The following is a 17,494-nucleotide window of genomic DNA, read 5'->3' on the forward strand; positions in this document are numbered from 1 at the left end:
TTACGAGAATAAGCACAAAGCAAAATAATATCTGTGCATAATAAGTTAAAATTTTGTATAATTGTCTGTAACCAATTAATCACCAAATGTATCTGCATAATATTAAAATATGGAATTTCCGTAAAGTTGGTACTTCAGACAAATCAGGGGAAATCAGAATAGATAATCCGGGAATAGACCTGACATTAAATCCTCACTTAAATGTGCTGATAGGAGAAAATAATTCTGGAAAAACAACCATTGTGGATGCTATCCGTTTGGTATTGGGAAGTCAAGCATTTGATTATTATAAAGTAGAGGACAAGGACTTTCATTTTGGTGCTGCAGGCAGGTCCAGAGAGATGCGTATTGAATGCACAATCAAGGGATTTGACGCGGATGAAGCAGGAGCTTTTCTCGAATGGATTAGTTTTGATGAGAAGAAAAAATTTGAATTAAGAGTATGGCTGTATGCCTATGTAAGAGATAATCGGGTGATAGTTAATGTTAAAGCCGGAGCTGACAGCGAAGGCACATTCATGGATGCAGCTGCAAAAGATCTTTTACGTTTAACCTATCTCAAACCGCTAAGGGATGCTGAGAGTGAACTTTCGCCTGGCTATAAATCACGCCTGGCACAAATTTTAATTAATGATCCGCTGTTTAAAGACCAATTTGGCCCAGAAAATCAGAAGCTGAAACATACCTTAGAGAAATATGTATCCAATGCCAATAAACTTATCAGAGATTATTTTACATTGGATTCGCTGGATAAGGATGATATACATGAGATTTTAGAAGGGACTTCCGGAGGTAAAGCCTTAAAAGATAAATTGGAAGGATTTCTTAATGAATTTTTTCATATTGATGAAAGCCAGGATCCCTACTTCCACATTTCGGGATCCGAGCTTGCCAGCATCCTAAGGAGGCTAGGTTTGTCCTTAGAAGAAAACAGATCCGGTTTAGGCGCATTAAACAAACTTTTTATTGCTGCTGAGTTGCTTTTGTTGCAGGGGAAAGGATTTAGCGGCTTAAGGCTGCTGATGGTCGAAGAGCTTGAAGCGCACCTTCATCCCCAAGCTCAGGTCAGGGTCATCAATGCATTGCAGAATACGAGGCGCGATTTTAACAACCAGTTTATTTTGACGACGCATAGTACAACGCTCGCTTCGAAGCTGGAGCTGAATAATTTTATCTTAACACATTCAGGTCAGGCATTTTCACTTGGGCATGGACAGACAGGATTGTATGTAGACGATTACGAATTTTTAGAAAGATTTTTGGATGCTACTCAGGCTAACCTTTTTTTTGCAAAAGGCGTGTTATTAGTGGAAGGTGCTGGAGAAAATATATTAGTCCCCGCAATTGCAGAAATCATCGGACGTCCATTGGACAAGTATGGTGTCTCTGTAGTCAGTGTAGGAAGCAAAGCATTTCTACGTTATTCAAAAATTTTTAAAAGAAATGATGAGGCTACACTTCCCATTAAAGTAGCCATAATCACCGACCTGGATATCGAACAGATTGATGTTGGCAATGGTACAATACAATCTAAGAAACGCGGGAAAATGAAACTAGTGCCCAATGCCGTGGAAGAATCGAAAAAGCTGGTTTCCCAATATGATTCAGAAGATGGGCGGATCAAAACATATCATTCGCCACTTTGGACAATGGAATACGATTTAGCTACCGGGAATTTTGCTGAATATATGAACTGTGCGACCTACATTGCCCAACTTGCCAAGTCGCGAATTGCAAGCCATAATTTTAAAGGCATAACAAATCACGAAGCCTTTGTCAGGATAAGAAAAGCCAGAGATTTTTACGGAAAGTGGCAAGAAAAAAATTTAAGCCAGGAAGCTATAGCTTTTAGGATTTATGAAAGGTTAGCTAACAATAAAGCTTCTAAAGCTGTTACAGCACAGTGGCTGGCTAAGATGCTGCTGTGGCATAAATCAAAAGTGAAGGAGCTCCTGCTGGCAGATCCCAATTTTAAGTATATAACGGATGCAATTTACCATGTAACAAAACCTGCTGATGGAAATAACGGAAAATGACATAAAAAGGGTTGAAACCATATTCTTTAAGGGCAAAGGCACATTTGAAGACACCAAAGGCGAACGTTACAAATTTATCTCAGCCATTGATCAGTCACTGGATGTTGAGGCATGTCCTGGCAGTGGAAAAACTACGGCTTTGCTGGCCAAACTGTATTTACTTTCGGAAAAGATGTCATCTGGATCCAACGGCGCCATTTGCGTTCTGACACATACGAATGTTGGTATAGATGAAATTAAAAAGAATTTGGGTGATCGCGCCAGCAAACTTTTCAGCTATCCGAATTTTTTCGGAACAATTCAGTCTTTTGTAGATAGGTTTCTTTGCATGCCTTACTATAACGATTTTAATGAAAGCCGTATCGCTATAATAGATTCTGACCGTGCTCACAGCAGGCTATTAACTTCCTTCGTGAAAAACGTACGCTATGAACTTTTAACGAAGGTGAGATCTTATCTTCATGCAAATCATGATATTGCCTATAAATTGACGATAAGAAAAATTGCTTCAGAGCCCGTGCTTGTTAAAGGTGTTGATGGCGGGAAGATCGAGATAAAGAAGCCGAAAAAAGGGAAAGGAAAGGTAGCCGATTGGACTGATGAGGAAAAGAAGGAAATATATGATGCCCTCTTTAGTTTAAAAACCACGGTACTCAAAAGTGGTGTCCTATCGTATAATGATGCTTATTTCTATGCCAATGAATATTTGATTAATTATCCTCACGTAGAAGAAGCGTTCTCAAGCCGTTTTTCGCACGTTTTCATTGATGAGATGCAGGATACCAGCAGCTATCAGCATTTCATTATAAAGAAGTTGTTCACTAATTCAATTGTTCAGAAGATAGGTGATTCAAATCAGGCGATATTGACCAACAATGAAGATATCAGCGATTGGTCGTATTCAGAGCGAATGGAAATAACCGGTTCGCGGCGGTTTTCGCAGCCGATAGCAAAAATTTTGCGTACCGTGGCATTGAATAGCCAACCAGAATTAGATGGGGTCCAAGATGTAGAAATACCTCCTTATATAATTACATATGTGCCGGGGAAAGAGTCCATGGTATTAGATAAATTCTGTCAACTGGTGTACGCAAACGGGCTAGGGAATCAGGAAGATTATAAATATCCGGTCAAAGCTGTCGGATGGGTTGGAAAAGAGAAGGATGGTTTAACAATAAACAGTTATTTTCACTCATTTGGAAAGGAAAGTCGTGGTAGAAGCAGATTAATGTCTTTATCAGCAGCAGTAAGTGAATGTGATTTTTCAGATCCTGGAAATGTGCAGGATACTATCATCAACTGTTGCCTTGAGATTATCCGGCGTTGTGATAAGCCAATTGCAACTGCTGGCGGGAAACGCGTGCAAAGCAAAACTTCTTTCATAAACTTCCTGAATTTGAGACATCCGGGGTTTTTAAAACTACTGATGGCTAATATCGCAACTTGGTCGGCTGAAGGTGCAGTAGGAAAAGACCCTATTGTGAAGGTAAGAGCTTTCTTGAAAGATACATTTATACCGACAGTTGAAATTACAGCCAGTAAATTCGCAACAACATTTATAGATACAGAAGTGGCGGACAACGAGAAGGAAAACCATAGTAACATCTACTATTCTGATAACCCGGCTTATAAACATATTCCCATCGAAATCGCTACGGTGCATGCAGTAAAGGGTGAAACCCACCGTGCGACACTGTATTTGGAGACATACTTCCACAAATCTTGCGGCTCTTATCTTATGGATCAGCTAGCGGGCGTGCCTTATAAAAGCAAAGGGAAGGGGCAAAGCCGTAAAGAGATGTGCCTGAAAGTGGCTCACGTGGGAATGTCACGTCCAACCCACTTGCTGTGCATTGCCATTAATAAGGCAATGGTTGATGAAAACCATAAACGTCTGGAAGACCATGGCTGGAAAATCGTTTAATCAGGCTTTAGGCTTAAGGAAAAAATCTTCAATTGCCTCCTTAAGCTTTTTGTTTTTCATCTTTTTGGCATATTCGCGTATCTCTCCAGATTGAAAGTAACTGATGTCGTATCGGTTGGAACGCTCTCGAAAATCCGTAAGGTGTTCCAAGGCATCATGATCAAAGTTGCTGGTTGTCCAGTATTCGAACGACACGGGCTTATCCCTTAATGTTTCCTGCTTGTTGAGCCATTTCTTAAAGGCCGGGAGCTTTACATTTGTCCATCTTTCAACCGTTTCATAGTCGATCTTGGCTTTCTTTGCTTTGCACTCTGCTATGATGATCTTATCCGGGTAAATGACAAAGACATCCATCTCGTGCCTGCTTCCATTCTCGTAGATCTCCCTGCCTATTGTCACGCTGCTGTTGCTTTTTATCGAATGGATGTGCCCAATTAGAAACTCAAACAGCGCCCCCCTGATATTATTAGCCAGGCCTTCATTATACTTCTTCAATTCTGCAAGCAGGTCCAGGTACTTCTCCGGAGTCTGTTTTAGGCTGGCTCCTGCATTATTAAGTATTGTTATTAATTCTTTCAGCGTTTCGGCATATTTTTGGCCGAACAATTCATTTATGAAGCCTACGATGATACCATGCTGTTTTAAAAGAAGCAAAGCATCCCTGTCCAAATCGTCGACCAGCAGGAATGGTATGATCCTAGATGCATTTTTAAAGGACTGGATGTGCTTTAATTTCTCAATAAAGAACCTGACATCATTCTCGTAGATAGGATGTCCAATGAGTATATCAGCAAGGAGATAACCGGGACTACTGTTATTCATGATTCCCGTGACTGTTGAAACGCCCTTAAATGCCCATTGAAATTTTCCAAATTCAGCAAAGGTTTTTCCAGTATTATAAGAGGTCAGACCTATATTTTTCGCAAAGCTTTCAAAGTTAGAGAGGATGTCCTCTTTGATCAGCTCTATAGTGTTATACGAAAGGTAGGTAGTGTTCTGTTTTTCGAATTTAGGGGAAAACATATAGTAGGCGCCATCGTAGATCAATATCTTCTCCTTTACAAATTTCTGCATAATTGTCTTGAAAGGCAGGTGGCTCTTTAAAGGGAGGACAGGATAATTGGTGTAGCACTCTAGGTATTTCTGGCTGATGATCCCGCCATGTTTCTTGATTGCGTTCAGGCAATACCAGTATTTTTTCCCATGATCTAGCATTGCGTGTGATAAAGCAGCATATAAGGCACCGTCATCTGTTTGCTCTTCCAGGTAGCATAGTGCCTGCTGGCTTACAAAAAAGCCTTTGATCTTTTGAATTTCCTTACTGCGGGTCACCTGTTGGCTGGCGGTATTGTCACTACTGCCTGTTGCTCTGGCTAATTCGCGCGCTAATTCGCCCGACAATAGGGGACCCCTCTGCAAAAGTATGTCTTTTATGCTTGTCATATCACGCTATATATAAACAAACTCGTTAGAGTTTGGTGTCAACTCAATTTTTTTTAAACAATGATACTAAATATAAGGATATGATTTTCAAAAAACATGCAAATTAGCTGTCATATCGGTTTCTGTTCAATTTTAATGAACAGATTAGATGAAAGTATTTCTGCAGGCTTCTTAGACATATTTAGGACTTCTAATGCTTATGTGTCCGTTGTGCGTTCTCGCAATCTTTGTCACCGTAGTTGGATAAATTAATTACGTTCACACCTATTCGCCAGTTTTAATGAAGCCAATAATTACTTGTATACCGGTAGAAATAGTGGTCAATTCTATATCGGCGAAAGGGTTCAATCAAGTACTGTTTATTCACTTTTCTTATTTTTTTTCACAAGCCAAAATATTTACATTAGTATTGTAAATACAGGTGTAAGGTTCAAACTAAATGTATCCGTATGGGAAAATTGAAAGTTTCAGCTCAGGGTGAACGGGCTGCAATAGGAGGTTATCTGCCACAATTTGATGAGTTTTCAAGGCAGGTATACCGTAATTTGGTAAACGATAATCTCGAATGGATCAGGGTTGCCGATCCTGAAGCGGAAAAATTAGACGATATTCAATTTTCAACTCCTTCAGAAATTCATGCCTACCAGGTAAAGTGGACCATTTCAGAAGCCGTAATCACTTATTCCAGTTTTATGGCGCTGTTTCCCAAAATTGTAGCATCCTGGAAAAAAATAAAGAATAAAAACCGTAACAAGAAAGTAATTCCACATCTTTTAACCAATAAAACGGTATCGGTGAACGATAAAATTATATTAGCTGACGGTAAAACGGCGAGTTTCGGCAGTTTTATGGATCAGGGATGGTTGGGTATAAAATCCGGTCAGACTGTCGATAAAAACTGGGCTACAATTTCAAAGGAATTACAGACCGTGGCAAAACTGAGTAACAAAGATTTTCGCGAATTTATGTCAAGTTTCGTCTTCATTCATTCCTATAAACCAAAGCCCATTGCAGTCGCTTCAGTTCAATATTCGAAAGAACAGGAAGACCTTCAGGTACTCTCTCGTTTCATAATCGAAAAAGCAGCCTCTAAAGACCGTATAGTAGAATTTAGCAGGCAGGAGATTTTGCATGAGCTTTCCTGGGCGGACCGTTTCAGGACAACATTTAACCACGATTTTATTATAGATTTAAAAACCTACCAGCCCATAACGTCAACCATAAGCAATCTTGACAGGCTAATCAGTACAAAGGAAGGCGGTTATGTATACCTTGAGGGCGGCCCGGGCACTGGCAAATCTACCATGCTTACCCAATGGGCTAGAAATTCGAACCATCGCATTATCAAATACTACGCTTTTGATTTTACAAATCCCGCTTCCGGAATGAATTACCAGGAACGCGGAAGTTCGGTATCGTTATTTTTCGACCTTGTTTTGCAGATAAAGGGAAAAACCCGGTCAACTATCAATGTGTTGCCTTATAAAGATATAGAATATTTACGGAAGACCTTTTTTGAGCAGCTTACGGCACTTGGTGAAGACTTTAAAAAAAGCGGCACTAAAACTATACTTATTATTGATGGCCTTGATCATATCCCTAGAGAATATAAAACATTTAATACGTTTCTCCGGGACCTTCCTTTGCCCCAGGCCATGCCGAGCGGAGTTTACATCATTTTAGGGAGCCAGTCCTATGCGCTTGAGGATCTCTCGGTTGAAATCTGCCAGGAGTATAAAACGACTGAAAGCACGGTAAAAATGGATGCATTAACAAAGAATGAGGTATATAGGTACCTCCTTTGTAGTACCCTTACTCCACCGCTTGGAACCAAGGAAAAATTGCAAGTCTATGAAAGTTCGCAGGGGCATCCATTGTACCTTTCATATTTTGTTGAAAAGTTACGATCAGTGGCAGACCGCGCGTCAGCCTTAAACAGTTTTGAGAAAATTGACGGTAATATTGACCTCTATTATCTTCGGCTATGGAAACCCATTCAAAATTCATTGGATTTAGTGAAATTATTAGGCCTCATTGCGCGTGTGAACGGGCCGGTACACCCGAAGTTCATGAGTGAATGGGGCTTTACAAACAAGGTGTTGCTTGAATTGAGGGATCGGGCAAAGTTCCTTTTTGATGTGGGGAAGGAATGGTCTTTTTTCCACAACTCTTTTCGGCAGTTCCTCTTGCAACATACCTGTCTTGACATTTTGACGGAGGCTTATAATCCAAGTATTGATGAGAGCTATCATGCTGATCTGGCGAAATTTTATAAGGATTCGAAAGTTGAACCGGACTGGAAGAAAAACTTCCACTTATACAAATCCGGGAATTTCGAGGCATTTCTAAACGAAGCAAATCCCGAGTTGTTCAATGAACAGGTTTGCGGTTTCAGGCCCTTACATGAGATTAGGTCTGAAGGAAAACTAGGTGTCGACATAGCCCTGAAGACCGGCAACCCGGTAACATTACTTCGCTATTTTTTTGCGCTTTCTGAAATAGAACAGAAATCCAGGAATATCGCCCCTGCATCCTGGACGGAACGGTTTGTGGAAATCGGTAAACCGGAAATTGCCAAGAGATACCTCCGCAGTGAAAATAAACTATTGTGCAGCGAAAGTACTGCACTGGGAGCAGCGGTCGTATTTGCACGTTCGGGAGATCTAAATGAGGGGCTTTTGCTTTTTAATATCGCATATCCGGAATCCATTAGCGCGCGCAGTATAGCGATTAATGGCACCCATCGCGGTGAGGATTCCATTGCGCTGGTTAAGCAGTGGATTTATACCGGTGCTTTTTTTCTTGATGTCAAGGATATTGTAACAAGGATTAACAATATAAAATATACTGAAAAGAAAGCGTACAGGCAACTGAGCATCAGTGCGGTGCGTTTGGAACTCTTAGGTTCGTTGGCCAGTGCTTACATAAGTAAAAACGACTGGCAAAATTTTAATACACTATTAAAGCAGTATCGGGTAGGACAGTTAAAGCAATTGAATGCCTATTATTATGTCCTTACTGAAGCGGTTGACCATTGCGTCGATCAAAGTGAGCTGGATCTTGCCCGGCATTACCTGTCTTTGCTACTGGAACATTTTGACCGTGAAAGCTCAAGTGATTTTGCAAAAATCGAGATTGCGAACCTGATTTACAAATGCTTTTGGGATAAAAGAAGGGTGGGCGAATGGATACAAAATATACCGCAACAGTCCAATGTAGGTGAGAGTGACCTGGGGTATGATGGTACTCTTGTTCCTTTCCGTCCGCTGATATTACATAATAAGCTAATGCATCTTGTAGGCAATGGTGTGTCAATAACGGAGGCTATCCCTAACGCTAAAAGTGGCACTGATGAAGAACTTATAGTGGAATATGAAAGGATGTTATGCCTCATGGCGAAATTACTTGCCGAAGGACAGTCAGAGGTGCAGGAGTCAGCAACCATACTTCCCCGGGTCATTCCCATAGTAACGTTTTTTTATAAGAAAAATAACCATCGTAACCGTTATTCAAATAAGATATTTGCAACCAAGAAGGCATATTACAGCCTTCTCATTGCTGCGGTATCTGCATTAGGTCAGAAATACGTGAACGACCTTGGCAGCTATTTGATTAATGAATACCAGTCAAACCCGAAATTTTGGCCTGTGTCACTCAGGCGATCGGTACTTGTCGACCTTTTGAAGAACGGTTTTGACCCGGAGAGTGTTGCAAAAGAGATTGATTATTTGGAAGCTACCATGTTGTTAGGCTCGGATATTTCTGCGCGTATTGAAGAATGCGAGGCTCAATCCGATGCTTATCATGCATTACAGAACAATGAAAAAGCGCTCGCATTACTCTCCAGGGCATGGAAGGAGTCTATAGGGGTGGCCTACAGTAAAGACTATCAGTTTACTTCCTGGCTGGATTGGGTCGACAAAATAAATGTATTACAACCAGAGAAGGCCCCGACGCGCCTCAGCTGGTTCCTCTCACATCTGGACCATATTAAAGAAACGACTGAAGGTGGTACTTTCAGCGAGGCTGTCGAAAGGCTACTGGAAGCTACATTTGATTACGACCTCGAATCGGGCTATCAGCAAATGCAATGGTTGCTTGACAAGGGCGATGTTGATTTTGACCGTGCCCTGGGCACGTTTTTAAAAGAATGCCTGAAGCGTTGTTTACAGCCAAAAGAGTATGAATTCATTATGTCGGTTTACGCAGAAATTTACCTCCTTTTTTCCGAAGGAAAAGATGTTGCTTTGCTTGAAACCCTTTTATCCACGGGAGTGAAAATTGACTCCGATAGTTTTTTAAAGAGGCATCTGGATACCCTGATTACAGCTGTAGAAGTTACTGCAATTGAAGAGCACAGGGGACATCTACGAAACATCATTTTTGATTTCTGTCGGGCTCATAACCTTGAAATCTATGGGACAAAAACGGATCTTTCCGGAGAAGATTCGTTTAAAGCGATCTACTCAGAGCGGAACGAACTTGTTCTTGAGCCTTATAAGACCTTATCTGAAGCGGAAGTAATTGTCTCCACTAGCGATTATGAGTCATTAAAGAGGCTTGTAATGGGCGAGAGTATGGCCAATTCTTATTTCGATTGGAATAGCGTCCTGGCTAAATTTTCATCGATGTTGACCCTTGAGAACATCAGGGAACTTGGAGATGCCGGGGTGACAACGAGAAAGCGTTCGGATTACTATGCCAGTCTCAGTGCAATCGCACTGGGTCAAGGTGACAGGGAATTATCCCTGGAGCTTGCCGGTAAAAGTTTGGAACATTCCACCGGTTCAGGCTGGATTCAGCATTACGACGGAGGGTCGAGGCTTCTTGCTTTACGGGCGCTTTCTAACCTGGACCAGGAGTTGGCCTATAAGAAAGCGTTTGAACTGTTCTGTTATGACATATCGGATACTAATTATCCGAGTATGTATTTGACAGATTTGGATAAAATACTCCCGGTTATTTCAAAAGACAATAAGGTTGAAGACTATTGGCAAGAAATCGAAAGTTACCTGAACCGCCTTATGCAAAATAGCCTTCCATTAGATAATTTACCTTGTATTGGTAGGCATGAGACAAATATATATCAAGTGCTCTCCGAATTTCTTTTAACATTAACGGAAAGCCCGATAATGTCCCTTTCTGAGGTGGCAACAAGAACCTTTTCGTTCAGTATTGCCAGTGGTAATCCGTATGCCGTTGAGAAACTCGAAGCGATGCAGGACGATTTAAAAGCATCTGCTATTTGCATGTACCTGTATAGGATCCATCCAAAAGCATTAGAGCATTTTACGGTACAGTTAGCGGGTTGGGCTAACAATGCCCATCATACGGTACGTGCTAATGCCCGTTTTTTACTTAAAGCCTTGCAAAGCCCCTATTCTTTAGAATATGGCAAACTCCTGCCGGCTTCTTATACCTTTCATCTTCCCGGAAACCCTGACTTTGCAGTAGATATATTTAAACCCCTATTGCGATTAATTTCGTATGAGGCGCAAATTGATATGGCTAACCTGGAACAGCGGTTATCCCATTTTGCCCATATCCATGGGACCCCTGAAAAATGGACTCCTGTCTACGAGGAACGGGTTAGAAAAAATTTAGATGCTACTGGAATGAAGTATCCGTTCCGGAAACATAAAATTACTGATATCCGTAATAGCCTTATGTATATTGTAGCAGAACTGGAAGATTGCGAGGTGTTGGACATGGATGAATTTGCGCGATACTTTATATTCTTTGACTACGCCGTACCGTTTTATCCCGTTGTTGCCAAGCCGTCGATAATACCGGTAATCAAACAGGAAGGGCAAATCAGTATCCGGACGGGGTGGGTTGCTAAAATTGATAATACCCCAAGACTAGAGGCCGGTATCCTGCCGTATGGGGATCAGGTTGTGATTGGGGAGTGTTATACCATAAGTAATTTGGATTGGGGTAGGCCAACGGAAGAATATAGCGCTGGGTTATCGTGTTTTTCCGAACTTTTGGATGGTGATAAGATTTTTGGATCCCTATTTCATAGGTTGTCGGACGATTATCACGTGCTGGGTAATCCGGGGCCTGAAATAATTGTGAAGCGCGATCATGGCTTCGTTCAGTTTAACGAACGTTCAAACTTTATTGCAATTAATCCTGGGCTTGCCAGGATGTTGTCCTGGGTACCCAGCTCCGAAGGTTTGTTTGAGTGGATGGATACTGCAGGAAACATTATGGTAAAATCGGTGTTTTGGTCCAGTGGGAATTCCGAAATGAGGCCTCGGCATGATTCTGAAATTGGTGAGGGCTGGATTGTAACGGCTTCGAACGAAGCATTATTACAGATAGCCTCTGTTACGAGTGGGCTGTATTATCACAAAATGGTAGAAAGATTCCAAGGGGATGGTGAAGAATACGAAAGTAGTACGCGAACCCAGGTCGTTGGCTTTGATATTGATGGAATGGGGACTGAAAGTCCTTAACTATTCGGGTTGGAAAATTTATTTTCGTAACTGGAAAAACGGGAAAAAAAGAACATAACTGGAATCAAATTGTGATAAGAGTGAAGATTTCGCAGCGGAGGACCATGTGGCTGAATTTATTGAGATACATTTATATTAAGTTCCGAATTTATTGAAGAAGAAGGTGTGTATGAAATAACCAATGAAATCGAACAAAAAACCTGTGTGTGGATTGCTGAAGAAGCCAGTTATGAAGTGGAAAAATCGGTACTATCGGACCGAAAAATCTCAATTATCTCCTCTTTAAATGTGTCTGATAGAAATATTTTTGAAGATATAATGACAATTTATAGCATTCATCAATGTTGTTGCCATCCTTCTTGTTAATGCATGTCCGTATTGCTCTCGTTCTGAGTATTACTAGCCAGCTCTTTGGCAAAATCGATGAAGAGCTTGTGGGCCTTGGTAAAGGTATACCGCTCGTTGCCCTGCCTTATGGCGATATTCCTTTTTGTCAGTATGGTGCTTACAAACCTGCGTACGTTCTCCGGCGTGTTAAGTTGTTTGTTTGCGTTTATTACATCGGTCCATGAGGATTTCTTGAAATAGTCGGCAATATCGTCCAGGTGAAACTCGGCATGGCGTAGTTCGGTGAGGAAATTTTTACCGTCCTTATCGAGTTCATAGCATAGAATGGCAAAGAATATGGCGATATCCCTTGAGGTATTTTCCTGTGTTTCGTCCGATACAAGATAGATATAATCGAGGGTTATAATCAGTTCATAGCCGAAGGACTGCAGGAAGAAACCTTTGTAGAAATCCCTTTTTTTATCAAGGCTTTCGAACAGCGTATCATCTGCGGTAATGAATTTACCGTCCATCAGCATCCTTACAATCTCTTTATGGTTATCCGGGAATGTCATTGCGTTTCTTTATTTTCAGTTTGGGCAGTATCAGAACTGCGGTTTCATTTTCTATCTTTATTGTTTCATCCCAGCCTGCTGGTGTAATCTCGTACTCTTCTTCAAAAAGCAGGCTGGTTGCTATGAAGAAATTATCAATGGTAAAACCTCCGGTATCAGCCCTTATGGCATCTTCACACCACGAAAAGAAGTCTTTTACGGGCAGGGCGTTATTGAGGTTGGCTTTGTAGGTTGACTTTTCAAAAAACCAGTCGTCGGTGGCAACCGGATTTTCGATAACGATAATTTGGGTTTCGTTTTGGAATTGCCCGAAGTATTCTTTAGTGTTCTCATAAATGAACTTGCTGTAAATGTTCTCACGTGGGGTGGTAAGAAGTGATGGCGGGGTTATGCTGCGATAGCAATTGCCGTTGGTCAGGTAATGATGGAACCCACTGAGGTACTGGCTTTCGGTCTTTATCCGTTCAATCAGGGGCAGAAGCTCACTGGTCAGTACGCCCGACTGGGTGTTTAAATCGCGACCGGCCTGTCCGAGCAGTTGGTATAGCTTTTCGAAGTCGCGGCGTATGCCTTCATCGGGGTAGCGGAAGCGCTGGGTATTGCAGAACTGTGAAATGGTAAGCAGCTCATTGTAGATGGACTGCGTGTGGTTTACATCCAGGATTTTATTGAGGGGGGAGATATAGTTTTCAATCAGGTGGCGTGCCAGGGCTATCTTTTCTGAGTAGTCAATTTTCTTTGTGTTGGCCTTCAGGTCCCGGGATTCCAAGAGCAGGCTTTTGGTGTTGTTTACCACGGCCTCCGTAAATTTCCTGATCTGGCTTGAGAGCGCCTCGATGCATTCCAGCAGCATATTTTTATCCTGTTGCATACCGTCCCTAATCCTCCAGAAAAGGGATTTTATAGCCTGGCCGTACTGTTCGATTTCTTCGGGTAGCAGTGGGCGGAATTGTTGGTGGATGAATTCAAACAGCGCGAGGTAGGGTTCGCCAAACAGGTAATCGTTGTTAAGTGCTGTAAGGATATTGTATTCGGTAAGCTGGGCCAGGATGTCTTTTTGGTGGAATTGCAGGCAGTTTTGGAGTGCCTGGTGGGATACAAAATCATTTTTTTTCTGCACCTCAAAAAGCTCTTTCAATACCTCATAATGGGTAGCCATGAACTGTAGTATTGACTTTGGTTCTGATTTAATCATGTTTCCAGTATTGTTGTTCCAAAAAGCGGTTATTCCTCAGGATGCTCTCACGTATCATAATCACATTTTTGTCCCCGCTGTCCTTGATGCGTGTGGTCATTTCGGCTTTATTTCCACTGAGGCTCTGAGAGTACTTTCCAAAAAGCGCTTCATAATTATCCGGTACATAGAGTTGTGCCTGTGGCAGGGCTTCCCGTATGCGCAGGAATTCGTCCAGCCCGTTGAAATCGAAATCTACAAATACCAGCAGCTCTTCCACTGAAAATACGGCCAGGGAATCCTTGCCGATCCTGCCGTATTTGTGAAGGTAGATGTACTCCGGGCCCAAAAGGTTTTCTACAATCAGGAATGTATCGAGGTTTTCCACAATACAGATCTTATCGGCTTTTATCGATTGGGCATTGCAGGCGAAGAGCTTAAACTGTTCCGTGTAGTGTTTCAGCTCGAGGATTTGGTCGTTTACCTCAAGTGGCTTAAAACCCCGGAGCATAAAGATAGGGACTGATTGTATCTTTTTAGCCTTTGAATTCCTGAATTTGCGGACGTTATCCGTTTTGTCGGTAACGGTAATGTCTTCAGGAAAATGCGTACTGAAAAAGGTCTCAAATTCAACGGGGCGCTTTACCTCAAAGCGGAAGCCCCTTCCTGAGCGTTCCTTTTCGATAATTGTTGCCGAGAGCAGGCCCTGGAAATGATGGGATTTCAGGATCGTTGTTGGGAGCGCCTTTTCGGTAATGGAGCCTTCCTGACGAAATTTTTTATAGGTGTTGAAATCTGTTTGTGTCATTATCCGCGCTGTTTTCTGGATATTACGTTACCGTTATTTTCGCTTACCACAATTTGCCCGGGGCTCCTGCGGATGAGGTAGTATTTGTCAAAGCCATCATAAGGATGCAGTGGTGCGGCCGATATGGGCACGAAGTTGTTTTCTTTACAGTACCTGAGGATTTCGAGCCTGTTGGCCTCGTCTATGGTACCGATTTCATCAACAAAGAGCACTATTTTGTTTTCGGGGTCGCTGACCACCAGCTGGTTGATAATGGACATCATCAGCACCAGGCGTATCATTTTGTCTGTCCCATCAGATTCCACCTGGCGGTTGGGGTCTACAACCTTGTGGACACCTTTTTTTTCCAGGTGCAGTTTGAAATCAAAAAGGTCCTTAAAAGCGATGGTACTTTGGGTATCGAGGAACCGGTTAAGGATGTTGAGGTTTTCCGATTGGTCATCGAAGATGATTTCCATGGTAAGGTCCCTGATTTCCATTATTTTTTCCAGGTCATCGAGTATTTTTTTATTGGGTATGATCTCAATACTGAGAGAATCAATATCGGATATTTTTATTTTCCTGATTTTGGAATTGAATTGATTGTTGATGAACGCTTCGAATTCTTGGAATTTAGAATGCAGCGTTTTACAGGGTATTGAAAACTGGGTTGCAATATTTTGAAGCAATTCGTCGATACTTTTTTGTTTGTCATTGATGGTGACCAGTTCATTATCAATTAGTTTAATAAAGGCTTCCTCGGATCCCACCACGCTATCGGTACGGTTTTTCAGGTTGTCGAACAACCGTTCTTTTTTACCCTTAATATCATTGCGTTCCGAAAAGTTACGCTCGAAATTTTTATAGAGTTGGTCAATGGATTCCTGGGATTGGCAGGCTATAGGAACAATGCCTGACTGCTCAACGGCCAGTTTCCATTTTCCCAGTTCGGTAACCCGTTGGTTGTCCCGTGCTATTTCGGCATTGAGCTGTTCCATGGCTTTCGAGGTGCTGGTTATGGCCTGGTTGGTGATACCAAGGTCCTTGCCGGCCATTTCTTTTTCGTTTTTTAAACCGGAGATCGCAGCATTTTCCTGCTCCAGGTTTCCCTGGATTGCCGGCAGGCTTTCAATCTCGGCGATTTTTGTCTCCAGTTCTTTTATGCTTTGTTGCACCGTGGCAAGTTTCCGGCGTGATTCTTCTAGGTTTTTAGCAATCGGCAGCAGGCGCTCGTTGTTTTCCTTTTCTTTCAGGGTTGCCTGAAGCTGTGTCTTTAGTTCTTCAACCGAAGGTATTGGGATACGTTTCAGGTCTTTAGGCAATGATAATGCCCCGTCAAAGACCCGCATGATGTCAGCGGTCCCGCTAATTTTCTCTACCAGGTGCCCGGCGTCAAGCTTTGTAATCTCGTTAGAGAAAAGCGCGTTGAGGAGTTCCCTGTCCTCGGCATTGTCGCTAATCTGGTGGATGAGCAGGTTTGAGTAGGAGTTTATTTTTTGTTCCAGTTCCAGTGCATGCCGCAGCAGTTTTTGAATTTTAGATTCAATGTCCCTGCTTTTCAGATCCTGGAATTCAATCTGGGTGATATGGCTTTCAATTTCTTTACGCTCCTTGTCAAGGTTTTCGATGGATTGCCTGAGGAAATCTAGGTCTTCATAGGATTGTATCATCTTTATTTTTTGCTCAAGGCTGTATATCAGGGCTTCTTTTTGGGGTATCTGTGTCCCCAGGCTTCCCAGTTTCTGGTTGAGGACTGCCTGCCGTGGCAGCAAATCATTGTCCAGTTGCATCCTGTGTCCGGTTACCTGCTGTGTTTTTTGTCCGATAGATGCCCTGAGTGTTTCAATAACGCTCACATACTCCGAATCAAAGGCATATACCGTTTCAGAAAGGATCTGGCTTTTGACGCGGTATTGGTTTACCAGTTCTTTGAAGTCGAGAAAGTTCTTTTCAATACTCCGGTACACTTTAAGTTCGTGGTTGAGCTTTAAGAGGGTCTGGATGTCCCTTTGGTTTTTCTTTGAGAACGTTACGCCTTCGTTTTCTTTGTTATCGGAGATGATCAGGGCTTCCTTTAGGGTTGAGCTATCGATGAGCGCTGAGTTAATGAGGTAGCGGTAGATTTTTGAGAAGTTGTTGCTGATTTCCCTTTGGTCGTTTGACACGCCGTCGTTGAGCCATACCACGCTATCGGTACGCTTGCCTTTCTGGTATATGAAATTGAACAGGTCCCTGCGGTTTGGGAATTTGATGTACTTGACGCTTGATGTCATGAATTCAGAAAAGACATTTTCTATTTTCTTCATCTGAAGTCCTTCTTCAAGGGTATCAAAGTAATGCTGCTCTTTGTAATCGCTGTCAATTTTATAATAGTCCAGAGTCCCTTCGGCATTTTTGCGGACCAAGATACAATAATATCTTTTTTTGAAAATTTCGAAGATAATCGCACTTGAGTTTATGCTTGGAAAGTAATGGTTGAATGTCGCTTTATCGCCGGTACGCCCGCCGCTGAAGGTCATTTTCTTACCGTCGACGACATAAAGGAAATTGAGCGCGTAAATCAGGGTACTTTTCCCAATATTGTTAGGCCCCACTATTTGTAGGGAATCACATTCATGCAGGTTGATATCGGCCTTAGCATAAAGGCTGGAGTTGAGTATGACAATTCTTCTCAGCATAAGGAGATGCTTAGGTAGGGTTAGTTGTTTTATTTAATGGTAGCTCTTCTTGGCAATGAGACCACCCAGTTGGTTTGCTGCCGCCTAAA

The 17,494-nt window shown here is 42.1% G+C and carries 8 protein-coding genes; 3 read left to right on the top strand and 5 right to left on the bottom strand.

The features are described from left to right. The first annotated feature begins 86 nt into the window (after positions 1-86). Positions 87-2,036: an ATP-dependent nuclease gene (locus DYH63_RS05160; protein WP_116787802.1), complete on the top strand. Its 1,950-nt coding sequence runs from the start codon at positions 87-89 to the stop codon at positions 2,034-2,036. Further along, a complete protein-coding gene (locus DYH63_RS05165; RefSeq protein ID WP_116787803.1) occupies positions 2,017-3,960 on the top strand; it encodes a UvrD-helicase domain-containing protein in 1,944 nt (647 codons plus the stop codon). The genes DYH63_RS05160 and DYH63_RS05165 overlap by 20 nt, the downstream gene beginning before the upstream one ends. Here the strand turns inward: DYH63_RS05165 and DYH63_RS05170 are convergent, their stop codons facing one another. After that, positions 3,961-5,403 carry a hypothetical protein gene (locus DYH63_RS05170; RefSeq protein WP_116787804.1) on the bottom strand — a complete coding sequence of 481 codons (1,443 nt, stop codon included), beginning with the start codon at positions 5,401-5,403 and terminating at the stop codon, positions 3,961-3,963. Positions 5,404-5,852: 449 nt separating this feature from the next. On the opposite strand from DYH63_RS05170, the gene DYH63_RS05175 reads away from it, so the two are divergent. Continuing rightward, positions 5,853-11,864, top strand: coding sequence for a P-loop domain-containing protein (locus tag DYH63_RS05175; protein ID WP_116787805.1), 6,012 nt, complete (start codon positions 5,853-5,855; stop codon positions 11,862-11,864). 362 nt (positions 11,865-12,226) lie between these two features. Here DYH63_RS05175 and DYH63_RS05180 read toward each other — a convergent pair whose 3' ends face one another. From DYH63_RS05180 to DYH63_RS05195, 4 genes are read right to left on the bottom strand one after another with little or no spacing between them, the layout of a single operon-like run. Continuing rightward, positions 12,227-12,766, bottom strand: coding sequence for a condensin complex protein MksE (locus DYH63_RS05180; protein WP_116787806.1), 540 nt, complete (start codon positions 12,764-12,766; stop codon positions 12,227-12,229). Beyond that, positions 12,750-13,961, bottom strand: a complete 1,212-nt coding sequence (locus DYH63_RS05185) for a hypothetical protein (protein ID WP_116787807.1) — start codon at positions 13,959-13,961, stop codon at positions 12,750-12,752. Before DYH63_RS05185 ends, DYH63_RS05180 begins: the two co-directional genes overlap by 17 nt. Beyond that, positions 13,954-14,748, bottom strand: a complete 795-nt coding sequence (locus DYH63_RS05190) for a hypothetical protein (RefSeq protein ID WP_116787808.1) — start codon at positions 14,746-14,748, stop codon at positions 13,954-13,956. Before DYH63_RS05190 ends, DYH63_RS05185 begins: the two co-directional genes overlap by 8 nt. Beyond that, positions 14,748-17,405, bottom strand: coding sequence for an ATP-binding protein (locus DYH63_RS05195; protein ID WP_116787809.1), 2,658 nt, complete (start codon positions 17,403-17,405; stop codon positions 14,748-14,750). Before DYH63_RS05195 ends, DYH63_RS05190 begins: the two co-directional genes overlap by 1 nt. Between the last annotated feature and the right edge of the window lie 89 nt (positions 17,406-17,494).

This window comes from Flavobacterium psychrotrophum (assembly GCF_003403075.1).
GTDB lineage: Bacteria > Bacteroidota > Bacteroidia > Flavobacteriales > Flavobacteriaceae > Flavobacterium > Flavobacterium psychrotrophum.